This is a genomic window from Pseudomonas sp. 910_21 (assembly GCF_052850735.1).
The window spans coordinates 370,428-396,903 of the sequence record NZ_VXCY01000004.1 but is presented as its reverse complement, the minus strand read 5'-3'; the positions used below and the strand labels follow the sequence as shown (position 1 = coordinate 396,903).

The 26,476-nt window shown below is 63.3% G+C and carries 21 protein-coding genes and 1 pseudogene; 19 read left to right on the top strand and 3 right to left on the bottom strand.

What is annotated here, in order from left to right; translation table 11 throughout:
* The first annotated feature begins 209 nt into the window (after positions 1–209).
* The 4 genes from FW796_RS15495 (at position 210) to FW796_RS15480 (ending at position 7,025) form a co-directional block, all read left to right on the top strand.
* Positions 210–3,851 carry a DUF2339 domain-containing protein gene (locus FW796_RS15495; RefSeq protein WP_446439532.1) on the top strand — a complete coding sequence of 1,214 codons (3,642 nt, stop codon included), beginning with the start codon at positions 210–212 and terminating at the stop codon, positions 3,849–3,851.
* Entirely contained in the window at positions 3,848–5,221 is a 1,374-nt protein-coding gene (locus FW796_RS15490; RefSeq protein ID WP_446439531.1) for a DUF3999 domain-containing protein, read from the top strand. The genes FW796_RS15495 and FW796_RS15490 overlap by 4 nt, the downstream gene beginning before the upstream one ends.
* A gap of 187 nt (positions 5,222–5,408) precedes the next feature.
* On the top strand, positions 5,409–6,419 hold the full coding sequence (locus tag FW796_RS15485; protein ID WP_346634205.1) for a class 1 fructose-bisphosphatase: 1,011 nt from the start codon (positions 5,409–5,411) through the stop codon (positions 6,417–6,419).
* A 3-nt stretch (positions 6,420–6,422) separates the two neighbouring features.
* A complete protein-coding gene (locus FW796_RS15480; RefSeq protein ID WP_346634206.1) occupies positions 6,423–7,025 on the top strand; it encodes a DUF924 family protein in 603 nt (200 codons plus the stop codon).
* Between the two features lie 70 nt (positions 7,026–7,095).
* On the opposite strand, the gene FW796_RS15475 is transcribed toward FW796_RS15480, so the two are convergent.
* The gene (locus FW796_RS15475; protein WP_404942744.1) at positions 7,096–7,860 is read right to left on the bottom strand and encodes a methyl-accepting chemotaxis protein; all 765 of its coding nucleotides are present in this window, start codon (positions 7,858–7,860) and stop codon (positions 7,096–7,098) included.
* Between the two features lie 93 nt (positions 7,861–7,953).
* A pseudogene (locus tag FW796_RS15470) lies at positions 7,954–8,853 on the bottom strand (HAMP domain-containing protein); the annotation flags it as partial.
* 138 nt (positions 8,854–8,991) lie between these two features.
* Between FW796_RS15470 and FW796_RS15465 the strand changes: the two are divergent.
* The 3 genes from FW796_RS15465 to FW796_RS15455 are packed head-to-tail and all read left to right on the top strand — an operon-like array spanning position 8,992 to position 10,127.
* The gene (locus FW796_RS15465) at positions 8,992–9,237 is read left to right on the top strand and encodes a hypothetical protein (protein ID WP_446439530.1); all 246 of its coding nucleotides are present in this window, start codon (positions 8,992–8,994) and stop codon (positions 9,235–9,237) included.
* Positions 9,238–9,269: 32 nt separating this feature from the next.
* Complete coding sequence (locus FW796_RS15460; RefSeq protein ID WP_011058771.1) at positions 9,270–9,524, top strand: hypothetical protein; 255 nt, start codon at positions 9,270–9,272, stop codon at positions 9,522–9,524.
* A gap of 33 nt (positions 9,525–9,557) precedes the next feature.
* The gene (locus tag FW796_RS15455; protein ID WP_346634209.1) at positions 9,558–10,127 is read left to right on the top strand and encodes a lipocalin family protein; all 570 of its coding nucleotides are present in this window, start codon (positions 9,558–9,560) and stop codon (positions 10,125–10,127) included.
* Positions 10,128–10,204: 77 nt separating this feature from the next.
* Here the strand turns inward: FW796_RS15455 and FW796_RS15450 are convergent, their stop codons facing one another.
* Positions 10,205–11,569, bottom strand: a complete 1,365-nt coding sequence (locus FW796_RS15450) for a formimidoylglutamate deiminase (RefSeq protein ID WP_446439529.1) — start codon at positions 11,567–11,569, stop codon at positions 10,205–10,207.
* A 107-nt stretch (positions 11,570–11,676) separates the two neighbouring features.
* On the opposite strand from FW796_RS15450, the gene hutC reads away from it, so the two are divergent.
* The 12 genes from hutC to hutG all read left to right on the top strand — a co-directional run bounded on the left by hutC (position 11,677) and on the right by hutG (position 26,301).
* On the top strand, positions 11,677–12,426 hold the full coding sequence (hutC, locus tag FW796_RS15445) for a histidine utilization repressor (protein WP_123724121.1): 750 nt from the start codon (positions 11,677–11,679) through the stop codon (positions 12,424–12,426).
* Entirely contained in the window at positions 12,423–12,995 is a 573-nt protein-coding gene (locus FW796_RS15440; RefSeq protein ID WP_346634434.1) for a HutD/Ves family protein, read from the top strand. Before hutC ends, FW796_RS15440 begins: the two co-directional genes overlap by 4 nt.
* Positions 12,996–13,411: 416 nt before the next feature.
* The gene (gene hutU, locus FW796_RS15435) at positions 13,412–15,094 is read left to right on the top strand and encodes a urocanate hydratase (RefSeq protein ID WP_346634435.1); all 1,683 of its coding nucleotides are present in this window, start codon (positions 13,412–13,414) and stop codon (positions 15,092–15,094) included.
* A 129-nt stretch (positions 15,095–15,223) separates the two neighbouring features.
* Positions 15,224–16,693: a purine-cytosine permease family protein gene (locus FW796_RS15430; RefSeq protein WP_404938085.1), complete on the top strand. Its 1,470-nt coding sequence runs from the start codon at positions 15,224–15,226 to the stop codon at positions 16,691–16,693.
* A gap of 75 nt (positions 16,694–16,768) precedes the next feature.
* A complete protein-coding gene (locus tag FW796_RS15425; protein ID WP_404938086.1) occupies positions 16,769–17,734 on the top strand; it encodes an ABC transporter substrate-binding protein in 966 nt (321 codons plus the stop codon).
* 72 nt (positions 17,735–17,806) lie between these two features.
* Positions 17,807–18,658: an ABC transporter permease gene (locus FW796_RS15420; protein WP_346634438.1), complete on the top strand. Its 852-nt coding sequence runs from the start codon at positions 17,807–17,809 to the stop codon at positions 18,656–18,658.
* Positions 18,655–19,485, top strand: coding sequence for a quaternary amine ABC transporter ATP-binding protein (locus FW796_RS15415; RefSeq protein ID WP_346634439.1), 831 nt, complete (start codon positions 18,655–18,657; stop codon positions 19,483–19,485). The genes FW796_RS15420 and FW796_RS15415 overlap by 4 nt, the downstream gene beginning before the upstream one ends.
* 69 nt (positions 19,486–19,554) lie before the next feature.
* On the top strand, positions 19,555–21,078 hold the full coding sequence (locus FW796_RS15410; RefSeq protein WP_446439528.1) for an HAL/PAL/TAL family ammonia-lyase: 1,524 nt from the start codon (positions 19,555–19,557) through the stop codon (positions 21,076–21,078).
* A gap of 116 nt (positions 21,079–21,194) precedes the next feature.
* Positions 21,195–22,733 (top strand): histidine ammonia-lyase, encoded by a 1,539-nt coding sequence (hutH, locus tag FW796_RS15405; protein ID WP_346634441.1) that lies wholly within the window; start codon positions 21,195–21,197, stop codon positions 22,731–22,733.
* A gap of 126 nt (positions 22,734–22,859) precedes the next feature.
* Positions 22,860–24,272 (top strand): amino acid permease, encoded by a 1,413-nt coding sequence (locus tag FW796_RS15400; protein ID WP_346634442.1) that lies wholly within the window; start codon positions 22,860–22,862, stop codon positions 24,270–24,272.
* Between the two features lie 12 nt (positions 24,273–24,284).
* Complete coding sequence (gene hutI, locus FW796_RS15395; RefSeq protein ID WP_404938088.1) at positions 24,285–25,490, top strand: imidazolonepropionase; 1,206 nt, start codon at positions 24,285–24,287, stop codon at positions 25,488–25,490.
* Between the two features lie 10 nt (positions 25,491–25,500).
* Positions 25,501–26,301, top strand: a complete 801-nt coding sequence (gene hutG / locus FW796_RS15390) for an N-formylglutamate deformylase (RefSeq protein WP_404938089.1) — start codon at positions 25,501–25,503, stop codon at positions 26,299–26,301.
* Positions 26,302–26,476 lie beyond the last annotated feature (175 nt).

The window sequence follows — 26,476 nt, the reverse complement described above, 5'->3', positions numbered from 1 at the left end:
AAGGCCCAACGTTTATTGGGCCGGGTCGATATACTGAGCGGCGATTTTATCTCCCGGATGGTGTCTTTTGAGCCGCGCTCAGCTTCCAATCGGGGACCGGCCTTCGCCGGCAAACCGGCACCTACAATCTCCGTAGGAGCCAGTTTGCCGGCGAAAGCGTCAACACAGCTGTACCTGTCCTTTAGTGGACCGCTTAGGGATATCGACACATGCAATGGATGTTCATGCTGTTGGGGATGGTGCTGGGGTGGATCGTTGATGAGTCCATCAGCGATGCCCTGATAGGTGCGCTGCTGGGCCTGGCCGTCGGCCTGGCCATTCGTTTCGGCGCCCTGCAGCGACAAGTTGTCGACCAGCACCGCGAGCTGGAACAGGCGAAAAAGGCCTTGACCACGCTGGGCCAGCGTCTGGCCCTGCTGGAAAGCAACGGTGGCTCCGCTGCCGAACCCGCGTCAGCTCCCCCGAGTGCCCCGCTTGCCGAGGCCAGCGCAAGCATGAGCGCCGCGTCGGAACGCGAAGAGCTGCCTGAATTCATTCTGGATGAAGTCCAGCCTGTGGAGCCGGTGCCGGTGGCCCCCGAGCTGGTCTGGGAGTTGCCCGCTGCGGTGCGCCCTGTCGCGGCAATGGAAGCCAGCCAGCCGGTGCCGGATTCGGTCTGGCAACCCGCGCCCCAGGCGACGTCCCGGGAGCCGCAGCAGCCTGCGGCCCCTGTGGATCTGCAACCGAACCTGATCGAGCGCGCCATCAGCGGTGCGCGCACCTGGCTGTTTGGTGGCAACACCGTGCTGCGGGTCGGTGTGGTGCTGCTGTTCCTCGGCCTGGCCTTCCTCCTGCGCTACGCCACCGAAGGCATGGTGGTGCCCATCGAACTGCGTTATGCCGGGGTGGCGGCCAGCTCCCTGGGGCTGCTGGGACTGGGTTGGTGGCTGCGGCGACGCAACAGCAACTACGCGCTGATGCTGCAGGGCACCGGCATCGCCGTGCTCTACCTGACGGTGTTTGCAGCCATGCGCCTGCATCCGTTGCTCGACCCTTCCGCGGCCTTGGGCCTGCTGGTGGCCGTGACCGTGTTTTCGGCGATCCTGGCCATTACCCAGGATGCCCTGGCCCTGGCGGCGGCCGCCGCCCTGGGCGGTTTTGCCGCGCCGATCCTGACGTCCACTGGCGCCGGCAGCCATGTGGCGCTGTTCAGCTACTTCGCCTTGCTCAACGCCGGTATCCTCGCCATTGCCTGGTTCAAGGCCTGGCGCCTGCTCAACCTGATCGGCTTTGTCGGCACCTTCGGCATCGGTTTCGCCTGGGGCCTGCGTTCCTATACTCCGGAGCTGCTGTGGAGCACCGAGCCGTTCCTGATCTTGTTCTTCCTCATGTACCTGGCCATCGGCCTGCTGTTCACCCGGCGCAAACTGCTGGAAATGACCGATGCTCCGGTGGGCGCCGATCGTCAGGCGCTGCTGCACTGGTCCGCGCGCCAGGGCGACTACGTCGACGGCAGCATGCTCTTCGGCCCGCCGCTGGTGGGCTTCGGCCTGCAGCTGGCGCTGGTCCAGCATCTGGAATTCGCTGCCTCCTTCAGCGCCCTGGCCCTGGGCCTGATCTACATGGTCCTGGCGCGGGTGCTGATGGGCGGCCGCGCTCTGTTGCTGGGTGAAACCTGCCTGGCCCTGGGGGTGATTTTCGCCAGTCTGGCCATTCCACTGGGACTCGATGCCCGCTGGACCTCGGCCGCCTGGGCCGTGGAGGGCGCGGGGATCTTCTGGCTCGGCCTGCGCCAGCAGCGCCCATTGGCCCGGGCCTTCGCCTTGCTGTTGCAGGTGGGCTCGGCCCTGGCCTTCCTCAGTGAGCTGCGGCCTGGCGAATCCAGTCTGTTGGACGGTGCGCCGTTGGGCGCACTGTTGCTCGGTATCGCGTTGCTGTTCAGCTTCGACCAGTTGCGGCGGGCGCAGAAGACCCAGGTATCGAGTTGGGAGCAGGGCATTGCGCCGATCCTGGCGGTTGCCGGGCTGGCTTTCCTGTACCTGCTGGCGCCGCTGTTCCTGTTCACCCAGGGCACGGCCATCAGTTGGGCACTGGCCGGGCTGGCAACGCTGTTTGTCGGCCTGCGTCTGCAATCACGGACCTTCCTGTTCACCGCCTTCGCCGTGCAGCTGTTGGGCGGTGCACTGTTCCTGATGCGCCTGCAAGGCGCGGACGGCGATGCCGGTGCAGTGTTCAGCGCCGGCTGGAGCGGCCTGATGAGCGCTTCGCTGATCGGCCTGGCGCTGATCGGCGGCATGCTCCTGGCCGCCCGCAATCACATGGTGCGCAGTGATCCGCGGTTGCTGCGAGGCCTGTCCCTGGTGCTGCTGGCCGGGTTGATGATGATCAACCTGGCGGTGCTGTTCGTTCTGCCGTGGAGCACGGCCAGTGGTGTCTGGGCTGCCAGTGGCCTGCTGATCATCTGGCTCAGCCTGTACTTGCAGCAGCGGGCCAGTTTTGTCTTCGGCCTGGTGCTCCAGGTGATTGGCGGCAGCACCTTCCTGCTGGCCGGTTCGGACTGGTATTTCGTGGCGGCGGACGCTGCACGGCCCCTGGCCAATGGCGACTTCTGGACGCCGATGGTGCTGGCCCTGGCGGCCCTGGTGGGCGCCTGGCGTCTGCAGCGGGGCAATCATGGTTCGGCTTTCGATGCCTTGAGCCTGGGCCACCTGTCCGATCTGTTGCTGGCCTGGGGCGCGTGCTGGTGGGCCTTTACCTGGCTCAAGGAAGTACTGCGCTTCGCCCCGGCCCATTGGCAGGCGAGCCTGTTGCTGCTGATCACCGCGGCCAGTGTGCTGCTCTGCGCGCTGCTGGCGGTGCGACTGCAGTGGAAGTCCCTGGGGCTGGTGTGCAGCCTGCTGATACCGGCGGGGGCACTGGTGCTGCTGGCGGCTTGGGCGCCGCGTTATCACCCGGCGGCGGATCTGGGCTGGTTGGCCTGGGCCCTGCTGTTCGCCGTGCACTTCTTCAGTTTGCGGCGCCTGGCGGCATGGCTGCCGACGCGGATCCTGAGCATTGCCCATGTGCTGGGTTGCTGGCTGCTGATCGGCGTGCTGGCCCTGGAGCTGCGTTATGGCCTGCTGCTGTTGTCCGAGCAGTACAACGCCTGGCGCTGGTTGGGTTGGGCGATCCTGCCGAGCCTGTATCTGGTGGCCATGGCTGCGCCGCGCCATTGGCCGTGGCCGGTTGCCGCGCATTCCCGGGAGTACCGCCTGTATGCCGCGCTGCCTCTGGCGGTATTGATGCTGGGCTGGTTCTGGCTGGCCAATACCTTCAGCGATGGCCGGGCCGAGCCGCTGCCTTATCTGCCATTGCTCAATCCCCTGGAGCTGGGGCTGCTGTTTGCCTTGTTCGGGGTTTATGTGTGGTCTCGCAGTGCAGTGCAGGAGCTGGCGATCCGCGCCGATTACGCCGAGCGCGCCACGCAACTGGTGGCGGGGCTGTCGCTGTTCGCCTTCTTTACCGTGCTGGTGATGCGGGCCGCCCACCATTGGAGCGGTGTGCCGTTCCAGGCGGATGCCTTGCTTGAGTCGATGATGGTCCAGGCCGGGCTGTCCATCGTCTGGACCCTGATTGCCCTGAGCCTGATGATCGGCGGCCATCTGCGCCATCGCCGCGAAGTGTGGCTGATTGGTGCGGTGCTGATCGCCGTGGTGGTGGCCAAGCTGTTCCTGGTGGAATTGAGCAACCGTGGCGGGCTGGCGCGGATCGTCTCGTTCATCGGGGTGGGAGTATTGCTGCTGGTGGTGGGCTATTTCGCCCCATTGCCGCCCAAGCGCGCCGAGGCTGAAGCCGAGCCCGGCAAACCGTTGAATGAAGGAGTGTCATCGTGAGTGCGAAGCTGAGCCTGGGCTGGTTGGGGGCTGTTGGCCTGTGTGTGGCGCTGTCCGCCGCGGCCCAGGACAAACCGGGGGATTTCAGGTCTCTGGCGCCCCTGAGCCTGAGCGGCGAAGGCCCCTGGTATCGCCTGGAGTTGCCGTTGGCGGTGCAACTGCACGCCAGCCAGACCGACCTGCGGGACATCCGTGTATTCAACGCCGCCGGCGAGCCCCAGGCCTATGCCCTGGCGCGCCAGCAGGCGCAGACCACCGAGCAGCGCAAGCTCAGTGATGTGAAGTGGTTCCCGCTGTACAACTCGGCGGACGCCGCCGACAGCATCCCCAGCGTGCGGGTGCAGTCCACCACCAATGGCACCTTGGTGGAGGTCCAGCCTTCCACGCAGATGGAGGCCGGGGAGGAAGTCCTGCGCGGCTGGTTGCTGGATGCCAGCGCGATCAAGGCACCGTTGCAGCAATTGGTGCTGGACTGGAACAGCGAGCGCGACGGCTTCCAGCGGTTCAGCATCGAGGCCAGTGACGACTTGCAGCACTGGCAGCCCTGGGGCGAAGGCCAGGTGGCGCGCCTGTCGTTCGCCGACGAGCGGGTCGAGCAGCATGAAGTGGCCTTGCCCGGGCAGACGGCGCGCTACCTGCGCCTGTTGTGGAACACCCCGCAAGCGGCGCCGGTGCTGACCTCGGCCCAGTTGCAGAGCAGCACTACCAGCAGCCTGCCATCGCCGCTGGTGTGGTCGCAGCCCCTGGGAGGCAGCAGTGGCAAGGCCGGCGAGTACACCTGGCAGTTGCCCATGGGCCTGAACCTGGAACGGGTACGGATTGCCCTCACCCAGGCCAACAGCCTGGCCCCGGCCACGCTGTATGGGCGCCGTGAAAGCAGCCTGCCGTGGCAGCCCCTGGGCAATGGTCTGCTGTACCGCCTGACCCAGAACGGCCAGGACGTGCAACAGAACGAACTGCAATTGCCGGGGCAGACTGTGCAGCAACTCAAGCTGGTGGTGGACGAGCGCGGCGGCGGTCTGGGCGCCGAGGCCCCGAGCCTGGAGTTCGCCGTGCGCGGCACCCAACTGGTATTCCTGGCCCGGGGTGCCGGGCCTTACACTCTGGCCCTGGGCAACCCCACTGCGAGTGCGGCCAACCTGCCGCTGGCGACCCTGATCCCCGACTACAGCCCGCAACGCCTCAAGCAATTGGGCCAGGCCAAGGTCGAGGGCGCGGCGCAACTGGCCTCGGCCACTGCCGCTCCTGCTGCTGCCGTGGCGGCCAGCGGGCCGGACTGGAAGAAAATCGGCCTGTGGGCGGTATTGCTCTTGGGGGTGCTGGCCCTGGGCGGCATGGCCTTCAGCATGTTGCGCAAACCCGCGGCCTGAGGCGGGCGCTTGTGGCGAGGGAGCAAGCTCTCTCGCCACGGACGCCCATCCTGCCTGCGGTTTTGTGGCTACGCTGAAGCGGGCGCCTGAACTCTATCTGCCGGTTCCCTGTCTGAGAGGAGGAAATGCGCCCCGACTCGCGTTAAACTGCGCGGGTTTTTAGCCCCCCATTCCTCCGGAGCCTTCCATGTCCCGCGTTACCCTGAGTCGCTATTTGATTGAGCAGACCCGCAGCAACAACACTCCTGCCGATCTGCGCTTCCTGATCGAAGTGGTGGCGCGTGCTTGCAAGGAGATCAGCCACGCAGTGTCCAAAGGCGCCCTGGGTGGTGTTCTGGGCAGCATGGGCACGGAAAACGTGCAGGGCGAAGTGCAGAAGAAGCTCGACGTGATCTCCAACGAGATCCTCCTCGAAGCCAACGAATGGGGCGGTCACCTGGCCGGCATGGCGTCCGAGGAAATGGACAATGCCTACCAGATCCCGGGCAAATACCCGAAAGGCGCCTACCTGCTGGTGTTCGACCCACTGGACGGTTCGTCCAACATCGACATCAACGCACCGGTTGGCACCATCTTCTCGGTACTGCGCTGCCCTAACGAATACCTGAGCCAGAACGAAGCCCTGAACGAAAAGGCCTTCCTGCAGCCGGGCACCCAGCAGGTCGCTGCCGGTTACGCCATCTACGGCCCACAGACCATGCTGGTGCTGACCCTGGGCGACGGCGTCAAAGGCTTCACCCTGGACCGTGAAATGGGCAGCTTCGTGCTGACTCACGAAGACATCAAGATCCCGGAATCCACCCAGGAATTCGCCATCAACATGTCCAACGAGCGTCACTGGGAAGCCCCGGTCAAGCGCTACGTTGATGAGCTGCTGGCCGGTGATACCGGTCCACTGAAAAAGAACTACAACATGCGCTGGGTCGCGGCCATGGTGGCCGACGTGCACCGTATCCTGACCCGTGGCGGCCTGTTCATGTACCCACGTGACAGCCGCGAACCGGAGAAGCCGGGCAAGCTGCGCCTGATGTACGAAGCCAACCCGATGTCGTTCCTGGTGGAACAGGCCGGCGGCGCGTCCACCGATGGCCACAAGCGCATTCTCGACATTCAGCCTGAAGGCCTGCACCAGCGTGTGGCAGTGTTCCTGGGTTCGAAGGAAGAAGTGGCTCGCGTCACCGCGTACCACAAGGAATAAAACATGGCCGCGCCCTGGCAGCCCTTGCTCGATTGGTGGTTCGGTTCAGCCGACAAACCGGCGGACATCGTGGCGGAAAAGGGCCTGCTGTGGTTCGGCAAGCGTGACAGTCAGGACCTTGAGGCGCGTGAGCGCTTCGGGGCCCTGGTGGAGCAGGCACTGGCCGGCGGATTGACCGGGTGGACGCAAAGTCCCCAAGGTTGGCTGGCCCTGGTGCTGTTGCTCGATCAACTGCCACGCATGATCTATCGCGATACTCCCAAGGCGTTCTCCGGCGATACCCGTGCCCAGGCACTGGTGGCCCAGGGCATTGCCGCGGACCTCGACCGGCAATTACCGGCCATGCAGCGCAGCTTCATCTACCTGGTGTTCGAGCATTGCGAGCACCTGGCGGTGCAGAACGAAGGGGTTTCACGTTTTGCTGCCCTGCATGACGCACAGCCGGAGGAAGATCGTCCGGTGTTCGCCGATCATCTGGACTACGCCGAACGGCACCAGAAAGTTATTGCCCGCTTCGGGCGCTTTCCCCATCGCAACGCCATCCTCGGCCGTGAGTCCACTGCCCAAGAGCTGGCTTTCCTGCGCGAGCCCGGTTCGCGTTTTTAAGATCGCTTTCGCCGGCAACTCGGCTCCTACGCAATTGCGGTAGGAGCCGGCTTGCCGGCGAAGCTGTTCCTTAGATACGGAAGCTGCCCACCAGATGCTGCAGGCGTTTGGCCTGTTGTTCCAGGTCGGCGCAGGCGCGCAGGGTGGCTTGCAGGTTTTCCACCCCTTCCTGATTGAGGGTGTTGATCTCGGTGATGTCGACGTTGATCGACTCCACCACGGCGGTCTGCTCTTCGGTGGCGGTGGCCACCGACTGGTTCATGCCGTCGATCTCGCCGATACGCTGGGTCACACTGCCCAGGCGTTCGCCGGCCTGGTTGGCGATGCCGACGCTGCTTTCGCTCTCGCGCTGGCTCTCGGTCATGGTGCCCACCGCTTCACGGGCGCCCACTTGCAGCTCCTCGATCATCTTCTGCACTTGCTGCGCCGAGTCCTGGGTGCGGTGGGCGAGGTTGCGCACCTCGTCCGCCACCACCGCGAAACCGCGACCGGCTTCCCCGGCCCGTGCCGCTTCGATGGCGGCGTTGAGGGCCAGCAGGTTGGTCTGCTGAGAAATGCTGGTGATGACTTCGAGGATCTGCCCGATGTTCACCGTGTTGCTGTTGAGGGTCTCGATGTTGTCGCAGGAGCTGCTGATCTTCGCCGACAGCTGCTGCATGGCGGCGATGGTCTTGTCCACCACCTGCTGGCCGTCTTCCGCCAGGCTGCGGGCATCGCTGGAGTGTTGCGAAGCCAGGGCGGCGTTCTGGGCGATTTCCTGGGCAGCGGCGCCCAACTGGTTGATGGCGGCGGCCACGCTGCTGGTGCGGGAGGCTTGCTGGTCGGAGTTGAACATCGACGAGTTGGAGGCGGCGACCACCCGCAGGGCCACTTCGTTGACCTGGCCGGTGGCCGAGGAGACTTCGCGGATCGAGCTGTGGATCCGCTCGACGAAACGGTTGAACGACATACCCAGGGTGCCGAACTCGTCGTGGCCGTGGATTACCAGACGCTTGGTCAGGTCGCCTTCGCCTTCGGCGATGTCGTGCATGGCTCGGCCCATCAGATGCAGCGGCTGCATCAGTATGCGGATCAGCATGCCCAGCAGGCTGATGATGATCACCACCGCGATCAGCATGGCGATGATCGCCGAGGTGCGAAATTCGCTGAGCACGGCGAAGGCGGTGTCCTTGTCCAGGACCAGAGCCACGTACCAGTCGGCCGAGGGTACGCCGTTGACGTGGGTGAAGGAGATGAACTGGGTCTTGCCGTTCAGTTGCACTTCTTTCAGACCGGGGCTGATGCTCGGCGCGCCAGTGGGATAGGCCTCGGCGAGGCTCTTGAGTACCAGCTTGCTGTCGGGATGGATGAGGATCTTGCCGTCGGCGCTGACGATGAAAGCCTGGCCATGGCCGCCGAAGTTCAGTGAATTGATGATGGCGCTGATGCTCGACAGATCGATATCGGCACCGGCCACGCCGATCATCTGGTTCTGATGTTGCACCGGAGTGGCGACGGTGATCACCAGCTTGCCGGACGAGGCGGCGATATAGGGTTCGGTGACTATGGTTTGTTGGGCGCTGTTGGCCGCCTTGTACCAGCCCCGGGCGCGGGGGTCGTAGTCGGCGGCGCGGTTGCCGGCCGGTACCGAGAACATCACGCCGTCCTGGCCACCGAAGTAGCTGAGCTGGAAGTTGCTGGTGTAGGCGGGCAGGCCGACGCTGCGTTTCAGGCTGTCGGCGCCGTTGCCGTCCACGGCGATCTGCTGGGCCAAAGATTGCAGGAGCTGGATGCGGCTTTCCAGCCAGGTCTGGATATTGCTGGTGGTCAGGCTACCCAGTTCCTGCATGGTGGACTCGGTGCTGCTGCGCAGGGCCTCACGCTGTCGGTAGTCATTGAACAGAATAAAACAGGCGAACGCGACGGCCACCACAAGGGCGGCGGCAAGCAGGATCTTGTGGCTGAATTTCATATTGCTGGTCATTAAGTGAACTACCGCGATGGGCTGGTCAACGAGGGGCGTCAATTTGCCACAGTGGAGGGCTTTACGCTGCAGTTATGTCGACTGGCCATTACTGAAGATGAGGCCTCGTGGAGAAAAACCGACGAACAGCAGGGCAAGGCGAAAAGGTGTTTGATTTACCGGGAAAATGCCCACAGAGCCGGGCAAGAAATACCCGGCTCTCCGGGGAACCAGAAGGGGCTTTTCTCTTCTAAGCTTCTGGTTGGCTGACAGGCCTTCCCCCTTTCGTCCAGGAGTTCACCATGTCCCTGCGTTCTCTCGCTCTGTTGTCGTTCTGCGTGCTGCTGGCTGCGTGCAGCAAGGTCAATCAGGAAAACTATTCCAAGCTCTCGGCGGGCATGCCCAAGGCCGAGGTTGAACAACTCCTGGGCAAGCCGACTGACTGTTCGGGCGCGCTGGGCATGTCCAGTTGCACCTGGGGTGACAAGAACAGCTTTATCAGCGTGCAGTATGCCGGTGACAAGGTTCTGATGTTTTCCGGGCAAGGCCTGAAGTAAAAACCGGGGCTTCGGGCCCGCGGGAGAAAAATAATGATGCGTTTTGTTTTCACTCTTCTGGTCGGCCTGCTCTTGGCCGGCTGCGCCACGTCCCGGGACGATTCGCTGGCGCCCAAGACTATCAACCACGTCGATCTCAAGCGCTATCAGGGGACCTGGTACGAGTTGGCGCGGTTGCCGATGTATTTCCAGCGTAACTGCGCGCAATCCGAGGCCCGCTATACCTTGCTGCCGGATGGCACCGTGGCGGTGCTCAACCGCTGCCTGACTCCGGAGTGGAAGTGGGAGGAGGCTCGTGGCACGGCAACGCCTCAGGTACCGGGCAAGACCGACAAGCTCTGGGTCGAGTTCGATAACTGGTTCTCGCGACTGCTGCCGGGGGCAACCAAGGGCGACTATTGGGTGTTGTATGTCAGCGATGACTACAAGACCGCCATTGTCGGCAATCCGAACCGCCGTTACCTGTGGTTGCTGTCGCGCACGCCGGAGGTCAACGAGACGGTGCGTGAAGAGTTGCTGAGCAAGGCGCGTCAGCAGGGTTATGACACCACGCGGTTGATCTGGCGGGTGTCGGACTCGGCCATGGCCCAGACCTCGAAATAGACCTGTAGGAGCCGGCTTGCCAGCGAAGGCGCTCTCATGGACGCTTTCGCCGGCAAGCCGGCTCCTATGCCTATGGGTCAGTTGAGCAGGTCGCGCAGGACCTGGGTGAAGGCCTGGTTACTGTCTTCTTCGGCGGCGTGACGGCCGTCAAGCACGACCCATTGGCCACCCACCATCACATCCCGTACCTGGCGGTCGCCGCCGGCAAACAGCCAGCGGTTGAGAATCCCGTCGCCATCCGCCGTGGCCAGGTAAGGGTCGTTGCCATCCAGTACCAGCCAGTCGGCACGCTTGCCCACGGCCAATGTACCTATGGGTTGCCCCAGCGCCTGGGCACCGCCATCGAGCGCGGCATCGTACAAAGTGCGGCCGACCATGGGCTGGTCCGCGCGGTACAGACGGTTGCGACGCTGGTCCCGCAGGCGTTGGCCGTACTCCAGCCAGCGCAGTTCTTCCACCACGCTCAAAGACACATGGCTGTCAGAGCCGATGCCCAGGCGTCCGCCTTGGGCGAGGAACTCCACCGCCGGGAAGATGCCGTCGCCCAGGTTGGCCTCGGTGGTCAGGCACAGGCCGGCAATGGCCCGGCTTTCGGCCATGAGGCTGACTTCTTGCGGATTGGCGTGAGTGGCGTGGACCAGGCACCAGCGTTGATCCACCTCGACGTTTTCATACAACCATTGCAGTGGGCGAAGTCCGCTCCAGGTCAGGCAGTCGTCGACTTCCTTCTGCTGTTCGGCAATGTGGATGTGCACCGGGCACTGGCGGTCACTGGCGGCCAGGACTTCGCTGATCTGCTGTGGCGTGACCGCGCGCAACGAGTGAAAGCACAGGCCCAGTTGCTGGTTGGCCTGTTGCGCCAGCAGAGGCTGCAAGCGCTGTTGCAGCTGGAGGTAGTTTTCCGTGCTGTTGATAAAGCGGCGTTGGCCGTCATTGGGGGCCTGGCCGCCGAATCCCGAATGGCTGTACAGCACGGGCAGCAAGGTCAGTCCGATACCGGTGCCGGCGGCGGCCTGGCTGATGCGTCGGGACAGCTCGGCAGGGTCGGCGTAGGGTTGGCCGTCGGTGTCGTGATGCACGTAGTGGAATTCCGCCACCGAGGTGTAGCCGGCCTTGAGCATTTCGATGTACAGCTGGCGGGCGATGATCTCCAATTGTTCAGGGCTGATCTTGCCCACCAGGCGGTACATCAGGTCGCGCCAGGTCCAGAAGCTGTCGTTGGGATTGCCGGCCACTTCCGCCAGCCCGGCCATGGCTCGCTGGAAAGCGTGGGAGTGCAGGTTGGGCATGCCGGGTAGCAGCGGGCCCTTGAGCCGCTCTGCACCTTCCGCACTGGCGTTGGCCTGGATGTGAGTCAGCAGGCCGTCGGCGCTGACTTCAAGACGTACATCGTTGGCCCATCCGTTAGGCAGCAGCGCGCGTTCGGCGAAGAAGGCGGACATGGTTCAAGCACCCCATCGTGTGTTATTTGTATATACATATACAGACGTTTGCCTGCTCGGTAAACTCCGGCAAGCTAGTCACCTTTTTTGCTCAACAAGGATTTCCCGTGCCGACTCCGCCTGCCAAATCGCCGCTGGCTGCCCATCTGGGCGATAGTCCGGCGCCCTTGTATGCCCGCGTCAAACAGATGATCACCCAGCAGATCGAGAGCGGAAACTGGCCGCCGCATTACCGCGTTCCCTCGGAAAGCGAACTGGTCAATCAGCTGGGCTTCAGCCGCATGACCATCAACCGCGCGCTGCGGGAAATGACCGCTGAGGGCATGCTGGTGCGCATGCAGGGCGTGGGGACCTTCGTCGCCGAACCCAAGAGCCAGTCGGCCTTGTTCGAAGTGCATAACATTGCCGACGAGATCGCCTCCCGCGGTCATCGCCACACCTGCCAGGTCGTCACCCTGGGCGAAGAGGCTGCCGGTTCCGAGCGCGCCCTGGCCCTGGACATGCGCGAAGGCCAGAGGGTTTTCCACTCGCTGATCGTGCATTTCGAGAACGACATCCCGGTGCAGATTGAGGATCGCTTCGTCAACGCCCTGGTGGCGCCGGAGTACCTCAAGCAGGACTTCACCCTGCAAACCCCCTACGCCTATCTGTCCCAGGTCGCCCCATTGACCGAGGGCGAGCATGTGGTGGAGGCGATTCTCGCCGAGCCTGAAGAGTGCGAGCTGCTGCAGATCGAGCGTGGCGAGCCGTGCCTGTTGATTCGGCGTCGCACCTGGTCCGGGCGCCAGCCGGTGACCGCCGCCCGCTTGATCCACCCCGGTTCCCGTCATCGTCTGGAAGGGCGCTTTCATAAATGATCCAGTCCACTTTGTTACGCGCCGCCGACTACCCGCGCATGCCGTGGAAAAACGGCGGCGGCAGCACCGAAGAAATCACTCGTGATGCCGGCACTGGCCTCGAAGGGTTTGGCTGGCGCCTGTCGATTGCCGATATCGGCGAATCCGGCGGCTTTTCCAGCTTTGCCGGTTATCAGCGGATCATCACCGTGCTGCAGGGTGCGGGTATGCAACTGACGGTCGATGGCGAAGAGGTACGGCCCTTGCTGCCCCTGGACCCCTTTGCCTTCAGCGGTGCCAGCCAGGTGAATTGCACCCTGCTGGAGGGGGCGATCCGCGATTTCAACCTGATCTACTGCCCTGAGCGTTACGTCGCTCGCTTGCAGTGGTTCGATGGTCAGCAACGTTTCTTCACCCAGGCACACACCGTGCTGGTGTTCAGTGCTGCCGAACAGGCCTGGGTGGACACGGGTAGCACTCCGGTGCAGGCATTGGGGCGTTATGACTGCCTGCGCCTGGATGACAATGCCGGGGTTGTGGAAATCGCCACCGATGGACGCTGCTGTGTCATCGAGCTCACCGCCATCTGATCATTGTGGGTGGGTGCAGGCCGGGATACGGCCTGCGCCTGCTGCCGGCTTCTCTCTTCTATTCGCTCCCTCGCTGCGCCAGAACCCCAGTGCGCACCTGTCGTGCAGAACGGGCGCACATTTCCCTGCAGTTGCTGTTTCTCTCGCGCACCAGTTTGTTACCGAACGCCCCAGCACAGCGCAAAACCGAGTTTTGGTAACAGCTTCGTTGCGGCCAAAAATCTCTTCTAGAAAATTCTCGCCCTGTTGAAAGCCTTGTCCAGCAAGGCCTGCGGTTTTCTCCCAAGGTTTTTCAGTTACGTCTCAAGCGAGTTGGCCGCTTGATTGCATATGCTTGTATGTACAAGTAAATATGTGTGCGTAAGAGTCGATGGAATCCTCTTCGCACCTTGGACTCATCGCCGAGGAGTTTTTCCGTGACTGACAGCAAACCCACCAAATTCCGCAATGTCGAAATTCGCGCCGCACGCGGCAACAAGCTGACCGCCAAGAGCTGGCTGACCGAAGCGCCGCTGCGCATGCTGATGAACAACCTCGACCCGGAAGTTGCCGAGAACCCCAAGGAACTGGTGGTCTACGGCGGCATTGGTCGCGCCGCGCGCAACTGGGAGTGCTACGACAAGATCGTCGAAGCCCTGACTCAGCTGAATGACGACGAGACCCTGCTGGTGCAATCCGGTAAGCCGGTGGGCGTGTTCAAGACCCACAGCAACGCGCCACGGGTCCTGATCGCCAACTCCAACCTGGTGCCGCACTGGGCCAGTTGGGAGCACTTCAATGAGCTGGACGCCAAGGGCCTGGCCATGTACGGCCAGATGACCGCCGGCAGCTGGATCTATATCGGTAGCCAGGGCATCGTCCAGGGTACCTACGAAACCTTCGTTGAAGCCGGTCGCCAGCACTATGATTCCAACCTCAAGGGTCGCTGGGTTCTGACCGCCGGCCTCGGCGGCATGGGCGGCGCACAACCGCTGGCCGCGACCCTGGCCGGGGCTTGCTCGCTGAACATCGAGTGCCAGCAGATCAGCATCGACTTCCGCCTCAAGACGCGCTACGTCGACGAGCAGGCCACTGACCTGGACGACGCCCTGGCGCGGATCAAGAAGTACACCGCCGAAGGCCGCGCGATCTCCATCGCCCTGTGCGGCAACGCCGCTGAAATCCTTCCGGAACTGGTACGCCGTGGCGTGCGTCCGGACATGGTCACCGACCAGACCAGCGCCCACGATCCGCTCAACGGCTACCTGCCCAAAGGCTGGACCTGGGAGCAGTATCGCGACCGCGCCAAGACCGAGCCTGCTGCCGTGATCAAGGCCGCCAAGCAGTCCATGGCCGAGCACGTCAAAGCCATGTTGGCCTTCCAGAAAATGGGCGTTCCGACCTTCGACTATGGCAACAACATCCGCCAGATGGCCCAGGAAGAGGGCGTGGAAAACGCTTTCGACTTCCCAGGTTTCGTCCCGGCCTATATCCGTCCGCTGTTCTGCCGCGGCATCGGCCCGTTCCGTTGGGCGGCGCTGTCCGGTGATCCTCAGGACATCTACAAGACCGACGCCAAGGTCAAGGAACTGATCCCCGACGACGCCCACCTGCACAACTGGCTGGACATGGCGCGTGAGCGCATCAGCTTCCAGGGCCTGCCGGCGCGGATCTGCTGGGTCGGCCTGGGCCAGCGCGCCAAGCTGGGTCTGGCGTTCAACGAGATGGTGCGCAGCGGCGAGTTGTCGGCGCCGATCGTCATTGGTCGCGATCACCTGGACTCCGGCTCCGTAGCCAGCCCGAACCGTGAAACCGAATCCATGCAGGACGGTTCCGACGCCGTGTCCGACTGGCCGCTGCTCAACGCCCTGTTGAACACCGCCAGTGGCGCGACCTGGGTTTCCCTGCACCATGGCGGTGGCGTTGGCATGGGCTTCTCCCAGCATTCGGGGATGGTCATCGTCTGCGACGGTACCGATGAGGCAGCCGAGCGGATTGCCCGGGTACTGCACAACGATCCGGCCACCGGGGTCATGCGGCATGCCGACGCCGGTTATCAGATTGCTATCGATTGCGCCAAGGAACAGGGCCTGAACCTGCCGATGATCACCGGCAAATAACCACCCCTCCCTGTCGGAGCCAGCTTGCTGGCGAAGCAAGCACCGCGGTGCATCAGCTACACCGCCTCGCGAGCAAGCGCGCTCCTACAGTGGAAATCGTCTGCAGTGCCCATTAGAGGTTTGACGTCCATGGCTTCATCGAATGATCGTGCAAGCAACAAGCCGTTGATCGAAAGGCGTTCGATCGACTACATCCCGGAAGCGGAAAGACACGGTCGTCTATTGAGCCAGTTCACCCTGTGGCTGGGTGCCAACCTGCAGATCACGGCTATCGTCACCGGCGCTCTGGCGGTGGTGTTGGGCGGTGATGTGTTCTGGTCGTTGATCGGTCTGTTGATCGGGCAACTGCTGGGCGGCGGGGTGATGGCGCTGCATGCGGCGCAAGGGCCGCAACTGGGGCTGCCGCAGATGATCTCCAGCCGCGTGCAGTTCGGTGTGTATGGCGCGGTGATTCCTCTGGTGCTGGTGTGCCTGATGTACGTCGGCTTTTCCGCCAGCGGCTCGTTGCTGGCCGGGCAGGCGGTGGCGCAATTGCTGCACGTCGAGGACTGGGTCGGCATTGTGCTGTTCGCCGGCTCGATCATGGTCTTCACCATTTTTGGCTACCGGGTGATCCACGGTATCGGTCGTATCGCCAGCGTGCTTGGCGTGGTGGCTTTCATCTATCTGTTCTACAAGCTGCTGGCAGGCAACGATATCGCGGCCTTGCTCGGCAACAAGCATTTCTCACTGGCCAGCTTCCTGTTGGCGGTGTCGCTGTCGGCCTCTTGGCAGATTGCCTTTGGCCCCTATGTGGCCGATTACTCGCGTTATCTGCCGCGCAGCACTTCGGCGGCAAAAACCTTCTGGGCGGTTGGCCTGGGTTCGGTGATCGGCGCCCAGGCCTCAATGGTCTTCGGGGTGTTTGCCGCGGCGCTGGCCGGTTCCCAGTTCGCCCATCATGAGGTGTCGTTCATCGTCAGCCTCGGTGGTACCGGGATCGTCGCCGGCCTGCTGTATTTTGCGGTGGCCTTCGGCAAGGTCACGGTGACCACCCTGAACGCCTACGGCAGCTTCATGTCGATCGCCACCATCATCAGCGGCTTCCGCGGCAGCCGGCATATCGGCAGTGGCGTGCGCCTGCTCTACATCTTCCTCATGGTGTCGATCGCCGCGGCGCTGGCACTGCTGGGCAAGGACTCGTTCCTCAAGGACTTCTCCGCCTTCATCCTGTTCCTGCTGGCGTTCTTCACGCCCTGGAGCGCGATCAACCTGGTGGACTTCTATTGCATCACCAAAGAGCGCTATGACATCCCGGCCCTGTCCAACCCGGACGGCCGCTACGGGCGCTGGAATGCCATGGGCATCTCCATTTATGTGTTCGGCGTGCTGATCCAGATGCCGTTCATCTCCACCCACTTCTATACCGGCCCCCTGGTGGCGAGTCTTGGCGATACCGATATCTCCTGGATCATCGGCCTGGTGGTGCCCGCGGCGTTGTACTACGTCTGCGCGAAGAAGTGGCATGGCGCGGTGCCCGAGCACCTGATCCTGCCGGTAGAGCAGGACGCGCCCAACGAACAAAAGCTGAGTCAGGCCCGTCGCGCTGCTGCGGTGTGAGTCTTGACGGGACGTGGACAGGGCTGGATGCCTCTTAACTGCCGTAAGCCAACTCATGATTAGGAGCGTCACACAATGAAAATGCATAAGACCCTGCTGACCACGTTGCTGTCCTTGGGCTTGCTGGCCGCTTCCGGCGCCCAGGCGGCCGGCTGGTGCGAGTCGGGCAAAACGGTGAAGTTCGCCGGTCTGAATTGGGAAAGCGGCATGTTGCTGACCGACGTCCTGCAGTTTGTTCTGGAGAAGGGCTACGACTGCAAGACCGACAGCCTGCCGGGCAACTCCATCACCATGGAGAACGCCCTGGGCAGCAATGACATCCAGGTCTTCGCCGAAGAGTGGGTGGGCCGCAGCGAGGTGTGGAACAAGGCCGAGAAGGCCGGCAAGGTCGTGGGTGTCGGCGCACCGGTGGTGGGCGCCGTCGAAGGCTGGTATGTGCCGCGTTATGTGATCGAGGGCGACGCCAAGCGCAAGCTCGAAGCCAAGGCGCCGGACTTGCAGAACATCGCCGACCTGGGCAAGTACGCCAGCGTGTTCAAGGACCCGGAAGAGCCGACCAAGGGCCGCTTCTACAATTGCCCGGCCGGCTGGACCTGTGAGCTGGACAACAGCGAGATGCTCAAGAGCTACGGCCTGGAAAGCAGCTACACCAACTTCCGTCCGGGCACCGGCCCGGCCCTGGATGCGGCGGTGCTGTCGAGCTACAAGCGTGGCGAACCGATTCTCTTCTACTACTGGTCGCCGACCCCGCTGATGGGCCAGGTGGATCTGGTCAAGCTGGATGAGAAACCCGGCGTCGACAAGAGCGTGAGCATCAAGGTCGGCCTGTCCAAGACCTTCCACGACGAAGCCCCGGAGTTGGTGGCGGTACTGGCCAAGGCCAACCTGCCCATCGACCTGCTTAACCAGAACCTCGCGCGCATGACCCGCGAGCGCATCGAGTCGCCGAAACTGGCGAAAATCTTCCTCAAGGAACATCCTGAAGTCTGGCACGCATGGGTGAGTGACGACGCAGCCAGGAAAATCGACGCGGCCTTGTAGGTCGGGCTTTTCCGGCGGTTCACAAGAGCCGTCGGAGGCTGGACCACAACCTCCTTTGATCGAGAATTTCTTATGTTTCCAGAAAGCTTCACCTTTTCCATCGCCGACTGGGTCAACGGCTGGGTCGACTCCCTGGTGACCCACTACGGCGATGTGTTCCGGCACATCTCCGACACCCTGTTGTGGGCCATCGTCAACCTTGAAGGCCTGCTGCGCGCGGCGCCCTGGTGGCTGATGCTGGCGATTGTCGGCGGCATCGCCTGGCATTCCACCCGCAAGCTGCTGACCACGGCGGTGATTGTCGGCCTGCTGTTCCTGGTGGGCGCCGTCGGCCTGTGGGACAAGCTGATGCAGACCCTGGCGCTGATGCTGGTGGCGACGGTGATCTCAGTGCTGATCGGCATTCCCCTGGGGATCCTCTCGGCCCGCAGCAACCGCCTGCGTTCGGTATTGATGCCGCTGCTGGACATCATGCAGACCATGCCCAGCTTCGTGTACCTGATCCCGGTGCTGATGCTGTTTGGCCTGGGCAAGGTGCCGGCGATCTTCGCCACGGTGATCTACGCCGCACCGCCGCTGATTCGTCTCACCGACCTGGGCATCCGCCAGGTGGACGGTGAAGTGATGGAGGCGATCAACGCCTTCGGTGCCAACCGCTGGCAACAGCTGTTCGGCGTACAACTGCCCCTGGCCCTGCCGAGCATCATGGCGGGGATCAACCAGACCACCATGATGGCCCTGTCGATGGTGGTGATCGCCTCGATGATCGGCGCCCGTGGCCTGGGCGAGGATGTGCTGGTGGGGATCCAGACCCTCAACGTCGGGCGCGGCCTGGAAGCCGGGTTGGCGATCGTGATTCTGGCGGTGGTGATCGACCGCATTACCCAGGCCTATGGTCGTCCACGCCATGAGGTGAACAAATGAACAACGCTGCCGTCAGCAAGATCGAAGTCAAGAACGTCTTCAAGATATTCGGCAACCGTTCCGCCGACGCCCTGGCGATGATTGGCCAAGGCAAGGGCAAGGACCAGGTGCTGGCCGAAACCGGTTGCGTAGTGGGGGTCAACGACCTGTCCTTGAGCATCGGCACCGGTGAGATCTTCGTCATCATGGGCCTGTCCGGTTCCGGCAAGTCGACTCTGGTGCGTCACTTCAACCGCCTGATCGACCCCACCAGTGGGGCGATCCTGGTGGATGGCGAAGACATCCTGCAATACGACATGGAAGCCCTGCGCCAATTCCGTCGACACAAGATCAGCATGGTGTTCCAGAGCTTCGGTCTGCTGCCCCACCGCAATGTCCAGGACAACGTCGCCTACGGCCTCAAGGTGCGTGGCGAGAGCAAGTCGGTGTGCGCCGAGCGGGCCTTGCACTGGATCAACACCGTGGGCCTCAAGGGTTACGAGAAGAAGTACCCGCACCAGCTGTCCGGCGGCATGCGCCAGCGCGTCGGCCTGGCCCGGGCCCTGGCTGCAGACACCGACATCATCCTCATGGACGAAGCCTTCAGCGCCCTGGACCCGTTGATCCGTGCCGAGATGCAGGACCAGTTGCTCGAGCTGCAGAAGACCCTGCACAAGACCATCGTCTTCATCACCCACGACCTGGACGAGGCGGTACGCATCGGCAATCGCATCGCGATTCTCAAGGACGGCCGCCTGATCCAGGTGGGGACGCCGAAGGAGATCCTGCATTCGCCAGCGGATGAATACGTCGATCGTTTCGTCCAGCGTCGCGCCGCCACAGTGTAGGAGCCGGCTTGCCGGCGAAAGGTCCGGCAAAGCGGCAGACAACCCAAGGTTTGCAAGAAGAGGTCCCCGATGTCCCAGGCTGAAAAAATCGTTATCGCCGACGCCCCCCTGGGTTGGCAGGATGTAGTCGCCGTCGCCCGTCATGGCGCGCAGCTCGAGCTGTCGGCCCAGGCCTGGGCGCGTATCGACAATGCCCAGGCCATCGTCCGCCAGGTGGTGAACAGCGGCGAGCGCGCCTATGGCATCAGCACGGGCCTTGGCGCCTTGTGCAACGTGGTGCTGGCCGGTGAGCAACTCAGCCAGCTATCGCGCAATACCTTGCTCAGCCATGCCTGCGGTGTCGGGCCGGCGCTGGCCGACGAACAGACTCGGGCGATCCTCTGCGCCGCCATCATCAACTACAGCCATGGTAAATCCGGTATCCACCGGCAGGTGGTCGAGGCGTTGCTGGCCTTGCTCAATCGCGGCATCACCCCACAAGTGCCGTCCCAGGGGTCGGTGGGTTATCTGACCCATATGGCCCACATTGGCATCGCCTTGCTGGGCGTCGGTCAGGTCAGCTATCGCGGTCGCATTGTTTGCGCCGAACAGGCCCTGGCCGAAGAGGGGCTGCAGCCGGTGCAACTGGGGGCCAAGGATGGCTTGTGCCTGGTCAACGGCACGCCGTGCATGACGGGTCTGAGCTGTCTGGCCCTGGCCGATGCCAGCCGCCTGTTGCAGTGGGCCGACGTGATCGGCGCCATGAGCTTCGAAGCCCAGCGGGGCCAGATCGACGCCTTCGATGCCGAGATCATCGCCCTCAAGGCGCACCCCGGCATGCAGGTGGTGGGCAGCAATCTGCGGGCCTTGCTCGATGGCAGTGAAGTCATCGCCGCTAGCCGCGGCATTCGCACCCAGGACGCCTTGAGTATCCGCTCCATTCCCCAGGTACATGGTGCAGCCCGGGATCAGTTGGCCCATGCGATCAAGCAGGTAGAAACCGAGCTCAATGGAGCTACCGACAACCCGTTGCTGCTGGGCACCCCGGATCACTATCGGGTGGTGTCTCAGGCCAACCCTCACGGGCAATCGGTGGCTCTGGCGGCGGATCTGCTGGCCATCGCCATGGCCGAGGTCGGCTCCATTGCCGAACGTCGCCTGGACCGCTTGATCAACCCCCATGTCAGCGGCTTGCCGGCATTCCTGGTGAGCGAGCCCGGGGTCAACTCCGGAATGATGATCGTGCAGTACGTGGCGGCCTCGCTGTGTGCGCAGAACCGTCAGTTGGCCCAGCCGGCGGTGCTGGACAACTACGTGACTTCGGGCCTGCAGGAGGACCACTTGAGCCTGGGCACCAACGCCGCGCTGAAGCTGCATCAGGTGCTGGAGAACTGCACCCAGATCCTGGCCATCGAGTACCTGCTGGCCGCCCAGGCCTTCGAATTTCTCAAGGAGCAGCGCTTCGGCACCGGCACCGGTATCGCCTGGTGCCTGCTGCGCGAGCGGATTGCGGCCTATGACCAGGACCGCTGGCTGGCGCCGGACATTGCCGGCGCCGCGGCGCTGCTCAAGGACCCTTTGCTGCTGCCCAAACGTTTTTCCAAAGTGCAATAAACCGTTTTTCCCATAACCAGCGTGCCAAGGCGTCACTCGCTCGATACTGCGAGTGACGACGGATAACGGAAGCTTCCGGAGCGACTGGTAGTTATTACAAAACTCTCAAAAGGAGCATGAATGTGACTGCGCTAAACCTGATTCCCGGCCAACTGACCTTGGCCCAACTGCGGGCCATCTATCAGCAGCCGCTGACCCTGACCCTGGATGACAGCGCCTCGGCGCAGATCGACGCCAGCGTCGCTTGTGTCGAGCAGATTCTCGCCGAGAACCGCACCGCCTACGGGATCAACACCGGGTTTGGCCTGCTGGCTTCGACCCGCATCGCCAGCGCCGACCTGGAAAACCTCCAGCGTTCCCTGGTGCTGTCCCATGCCGCCGGCGTGGGCGAGCCCATCAGCGACGATCTGGTGCGTCTGATCATGGTGCTCAAGGTCAACAGCCTGAGCCGCGGTTTCTCAGGCATCCGCCGTCAGGTGATCGATGCCCTGATCGCCCTGATCAACGCCGAGGTCTATCCGCATATTCCACTCAAGGGCTCGGTGGGCGCTTCCGGCGACCTGGCGCCTTTGGCCCACATGTCCCTGGTGCTGCTGGGTGAGGGCAAGGCGCGCTACAAAGGCCAATGGCTGGAAGCGACCGCAGCCCTGGAAATCGCCGGCCTCAAGCCGCTGACCCTGGCCGCCAAGGAGGGCCTGGCGCTGCTCAACGGCACCCAGGTGTCCACCGCATACGCCCTGCGCGGTCTGTTCGAAGGCGAAGACCTGTTCGCCGGTGCCCTGGTCTGTGGCGGCCTGACGGTGGAAGCCGTGCTGGGTTCGCGCTCGCCGTTCGATCCACGGATTCACGCCGCTCGCGGCCAGCGCGGGCAGATCGATACCGCTGCGGCCTATCGCGCCTTGCTGGGAGACAGCACCGAGGTGTCCGCCTCGCACCAGAACTGCGACAAGGTTCAGGACCCGTACTCCCTGCGTTGCCAGCCGCAAGTGATGGGCGCCTGCCTGACCCAGTTCCGCCAGGCGGCCGAAGTGCTGGTGGTCGAAGCCAACGCCGTGTCCGATAACCCGCTGGTGTTCGCAGCCGAAGGCGATGTGATTTCCGGTGGCAACTTCCACGCCGAACCCGTTGCCATGGCGGCCGACAACATGGCTCTGGCCATCGCCGAGATCGCTTCCCTGAGCGAGCGCCGTATCTCGCTGATGATGGACAAGCACATGTCCCAGCTGCCGCCGTTCCTGGTGGCCAATGGCGGGGTCAACTCCGGCTTCATGATCGCCCAGGTGACCGCTGCGGCCCTGGCCAGCGAGAACAAGGCCCTGGCCCACCCGCACTCGGTGGACAGCATTCCCACCTCCGCCAACCAGGAAGACCACGTGTCCATGGCTCCGGCCGCCGGCAAGCGCCTGTGGGAAATGGCCGAGAACACCCGCGGTGTTCTGGCCGTGGAATGGCTGGCGGCCTGTCAGGGCCTGGACCTGCGCGAAGGCCTGAAAACCTCGCCGACCCTGGAAAAAGCCCGTGCCACCCTGCGCGAGAAAGTGGCGTATTACGAGAAGGACCGTTTCTTTGCACCGGATATCAACGCGGCCAGCGAATTGTTGGCTTCGCGGTGCCTGAACGACCTGTTGCCGGCTCAGTTGCTGCCGAGCCTCTAAGACACTTTCGCCGGCCAGCGGGCTCCTGCGGGGGTTGCGCGTCGGCGAAATCTTTGGGTGGGCCGGGCCTTGGCTATTGAGGGTCGGTCCACCGCTTTCTCTGATAAGAATAATTAGGGACGAGAAATGACACAGCAAACCCAAGGATTGAAACGCGGGCTGACGGCCCGCCACATTCGCTTCATGGCCCTGGGGTCGGCCATTGGCACCGGGTTGTTCTACGGGTCGGCCTCCGCCATCCAGATGGCCGGCCCGGCCGTGCTGCTGGCCTACCTGATTGGTGGCGCAGCGGTGTTCATGGTGATGCGCGCCCTGGGGGAGATGGCCGTGCACAACCCGGTGTCCGGCTCCTTCGGGCAGTACGCCAGTCAGTACCTGGGGCCTTTGCCGGGCTTTATCCTGGGCTGGACCTACGCGTTCGAGATGCTCATCGTCTGTCTGGCGGACGTCACTGCCTTTGGCATCTATATGGGCTTCTGGTTTCCCGAAGTAGCACGCTGGATCTGGGTACTGGGCATCGTCCTGCTGATCGGCGGCCTCAACCTGTGCAGCGTCAAGGTCTTCGGCGAGATGGAGTTCTGGTTGTCGCTGCTCAAGGTCGGGGCGATCGTCGCCATGATCCTCGGCGGGTTCGGCATCATGATGTTCGGTATCGGCAGTGCGGCCACCGAGCAGGCCACCGGCGCCAGCAACCTCTGGGCCCATGGCGGCTTCATGCCCAATGGCATTGGTGGGGTGATCGCGTCCTTTGCGGTGGTGATGTTCGCCTTTGGCGGTATCGAGATCATCGGTGTCACCGCCGGCGAGGCCAAGGACCCGCAGCGGGTCATCCCCAAGGCGATCAACGCGGTGCCTCTGCGCATCTTGCTGTTCTACGTACTGACCCTGTTCGTGCTGATGTCGATTTTCCCCTGGCCGCAGATTGGCACCCAGGGCAGCCCCTTCGTGCAGATCTTCGACAGCCTGGGCATCAGTTCGGCAGCCACCATCCTCAATATCGTGGTGATTTCGGCGGCGGTATCGGCGATCAACAGCGATATCTTTGGTGCCGGGCGCATGATGTACGGCCTGGCCCAGCAAGGACAGGCGCCCAAGGGCTTTGCCCAGGTGTCCAAGGCCGGCGTGCCGTGGATGACCGTGGTGGTGATGGCCGTGACGCTGTTGGGCGGCGTGGTATTGAACTACCTGATCCCGGAAAACATCTTCCTGCTGATCGCGTCCCTGGCCACCTTCGCCACGGTCTGGGTGTGGCTGATGATTCTTCTGACCCACGTGGCGATGCGTCGCTCCATGAGCGCCGAGCAAGTGGCCCGGTTGCAGTTCAAGGTGCCGTTCTGGCCTTGGGCGCCGGCAGCGGCGATTGCCTTCATGCTGTTCATCTTCGGCGTCCTGGGCTATTTCCCGAAAACCCAGGCGGCGCTGATGGTGGGCGTGGTGTGGATCGTTCTGCTGGTGGTGGCCTATATGCTGTGGGTCAAGCCGGTGGCGGGGCAGGCTCAGCAGATCCGCGTCGATTCTTCTTTACCTACTGATCATTAACGGAGGCCCTGGATGAAAACTCTTTGGCAACACTGCAACGTCGCCAGCATGGCCTCGGGTATCTACTCGATCATCGAGGACGCGGCCATGGTGACGTCAGGGGCGCACATCGAGTGGATCGGCCGGCGCTCGGAGGCGCCGGCCGGCGACTACGCCCAGGTCAAGGACCTGGCTGGAGCCTGGGTAACCCCGGGCTTTATCGATTGCCACACCCACACGGTATTTGGCGGCAACCGCAGCGGCGAGTTCGAGCAGCGCCTGCAGGGCGTGAGCTACGCCGAGATCGCCGCGGCCGGTGGCGGTATCGCCAGCACCGTACGGGCGACCCGCGCAGCCACTGAAGAGGAACTGTTCGTCAGCGCCCGCAAGCGTCTGCTGAGCCTGCTGCGGGACGGTGTCACCAGCGTCGAGATCAAGTCCGGCTACGGCCTGGACCTGGCCAGCGAGCGCAAGATCCTGCGGGTGATCCGCCGTCTCGGCGAGGAGTTGCCGGTCAGTGTGCGCAGCACCTGCCTGGCGGCCCACGCCCTGCCGCCGGAATATGCCGAGCGCAGTGACGACTACATCGAGCATATCTGCAGCGAGATGCTCCCGGCCCTGGCGGCCGAGGGGCTGGTGGATGCCGTGGATGCCTTCTGTGAGTACCTGGCGTTCTCCCCGGCCCAGGTGGAGCGGGTATTCATTGCCGCGCACAAGCTCGACCTGCCGGTGAAACTGCATGCCGAACAATTGTCGTCCTTGCATGGCTCGAGCCTGGCAGCGCGCTACCGGGCGCTGTCTGCCGATCACCTGGAGTTCATGACCGAGGACGATGCCATTGCCATGGCGACATCGGGGACCGTGGCCGTGCTGCTGCCGGGTGCGTTCTATTTCCTCCGGGAAACTCAGTTGCCACCGATGGATGCCCTGCGCAAGCACGGGGTGAAGATTGCCGTGGCCAGCGACCTCAATCCCGGGACTTCGCCGGTGCTGTCGCTGCGCCTGATGCTGAACATGGCCTGCACCTGTTTGCGTATGACGCCGGAGGAGGCGTTGGCCGGGGTCACCTTGCACGCGGCCCAGGCCCTGGGCATGGCGCAGACCCATGGTTCGCTGGAAGTGGGCAAGGTGGCGGACTTTGTCGCCTGGCAGATCGATCGTCCCGCCGACCTGGCCTACTGGCTGGGCGGTGACCTGGAAAAACGCGTCGTGCGACACGGCGTTGAAGTGACTGTTTAGGAGACGGGTTGTGGATAAGGTTCTGACATTCAAACAAGGCCGGGTGCCCCTGCTGATCAGCATGCCCCATGCCGGTACGCGCCTGACGCCGGCAGTGATGGCCGGTCTGGTTCCACAGGCGCAAAGCCTGCCGGACACCGACTGGCACATTCCACGGCTGTATCAGTTCGCCGAGGAGCTGGGGGCCAGCACCCTGGCGGCCGAATATTCGCGTTTCGTCATCGACCTGAACCGGCCTTCCGATGACAAACCGCTGTACGTCGGTGCTACCACTGGCCTGTATCCGGCGACGCTGTTCGATGGCGAGCCGTTGTTCGTCGAAGGGCAGGCGCCGTCCAAAGAAGAGCGGCAGCAATACCTGGAGCAGGTCTGGGGGCCCTATCACCGTACCCTGCAAGAGGAGCTGGCGCGGCTCAAGGCCGAGTTCGGCTATGCCTTGCTGTTCGATGCCCACTCCATTCGTTCGCTGATCCCTCATCTGTTCGAGGGCAAGCTGCCGGACTTCAACCTTGGCACCTTCAACGGCGCCAGCTGCGATGCGCAACTGGCCAGCCGTCTGGAGAGCATCTGCGCCGCCCATGGCGATTACACCCACGTGCTCAACGGTCGGTTCAAGGGGGGGCATATCACCCGGCATTACGGTAACCCGGCCGAGCACATTCATGCGGTGCAACTGGAACTGGCGCAGAGCGCCTATATGGAGGAGTTCGAGCCGTTCCGCTATCGCGAGGACCTGGCGGCACCGACCCAGGTGGTGCTCAAGGCATTGCTGCAGGGGCTGCTGGCCTGGGGGCAGGAGCGTTACCGCTGACATTGCTTTGGCCAGCAAGCTGGCTCCTACCGCGGATGCACGCCTTTATATAGGAGCGAGCTTGCTCGCCAAGCGCCCTGCGCGACTCGTCGCAATCCCCTGAACAACCCTGTTTTCTTCAAGGACATGCTCATTGCGTAATTCGGGTTTATGATGCCAAACGGCAGAATAAATG

Coding starts and splice junctions, on each gene's coding strand:
- FW796_RS15430 (WP_404938085.1), top strand. CDS start 15,224: ATGGCTTCATCGAATGATCGTGCAAGCAACAAGCCGTTGATCGAAAGG.
- FW796_RS15450 (WP_446439529.1), bottom strand. CDS start 11,569: ATGTCCGCCTTCTTCGCCGAACGCGCGCTGCTGCCTAACGGATGGGCC.
- hutH (WP_346634441.1), top strand. CDS start 21,195: ATGAATGTGACTGCGCTAAACCTGATTCCCGGCCAACTGACCTTGGCC.
- FW796_RS15425 (WP_404938086.1), top strand. CDS start 16,769: ATGAAAATGCATAAGACCCTGCTGACCACGTTGCTGTCCTTGGGCTTG.
- FW796_RS15420 (WP_346634438.1), top strand. CDS start 17,807: ATGTTTCCAGAAAGCTTCACCTTTTCCATCGCCGACTGGGTCAACGGC.
- FW796_RS15480 (WP_346634206.1), top strand. CDS start 6,423: ATGGCCGCGCCCTGGCAGCCCTTGCTCGATTGGTGGTTCGGTTCAGCC.
- FW796_RS15475 (WP_404942744.1), bottom strand. CDS start 7,860: ATGTTCAACTCCGACCAGCAAGCCTCCCGCACCAGCAGCGTGGCCGCC.
- FW796_RS15460 (WP_011058771.1), top strand. CDS start 9,270: ATGTCCCTGCGTTCTCTCGCTCTGTTGTCGTTCTGCGTGCTGCTGGCT.
- hutI (WP_404938088.1), top strand. CDS start 24,285: ATGAAAACTCTTTGGCAACACTGCAACGTCGCCAGCATGGCCTCGGGT.
- FW796_RS15400 (WP_346634442.1), top strand. CDS start 22,860: ATGACACAGCAAACCCAAGGATTGAAACGCGGGCTGACGGCCCGCCAC.
- FW796_RS15495 (WP_446439532.1), top strand. CDS start 210: ATGCAATGGATGTTCATGCTGTTGGGGATGGTGCTGGGGTGGATCGTT.
- FW796_RS15485 (WP_346634205.1), top strand. CDS start 5,409: ATGTCCCGCGTTACCCTGAGTCGCTATTTGATTGAGCAGACCCGCAGC.
- FW796_RS15410 (WP_446439528.1), top strand. CDS start 19,555: ATGTCCCAGGCTGAAAAAATCGTTATCGCCGACGCCCCCCTGGGTTGG.
- FW796_RS15440 (WP_346634434.1), top strand. CDS start 12,423: ATGATCCAGTCCACTTTGTTACGCGCCGCCGACTACCCGCGCATGCCG.
- FW796_RS15455 (WP_346634209.1), top strand. CDS start 9,558: ATGATGCGTTTTGTTTTCACTCTTCTGGTCGGCCTGCTCTTGGCCGGC.
- FW796_RS15415 (WP_346634439.1), top strand. CDS start 18,655: ATGAACAACGCTGCCGTCAGCAAGATCGAAGTCAAGAACGTCTTCAAG.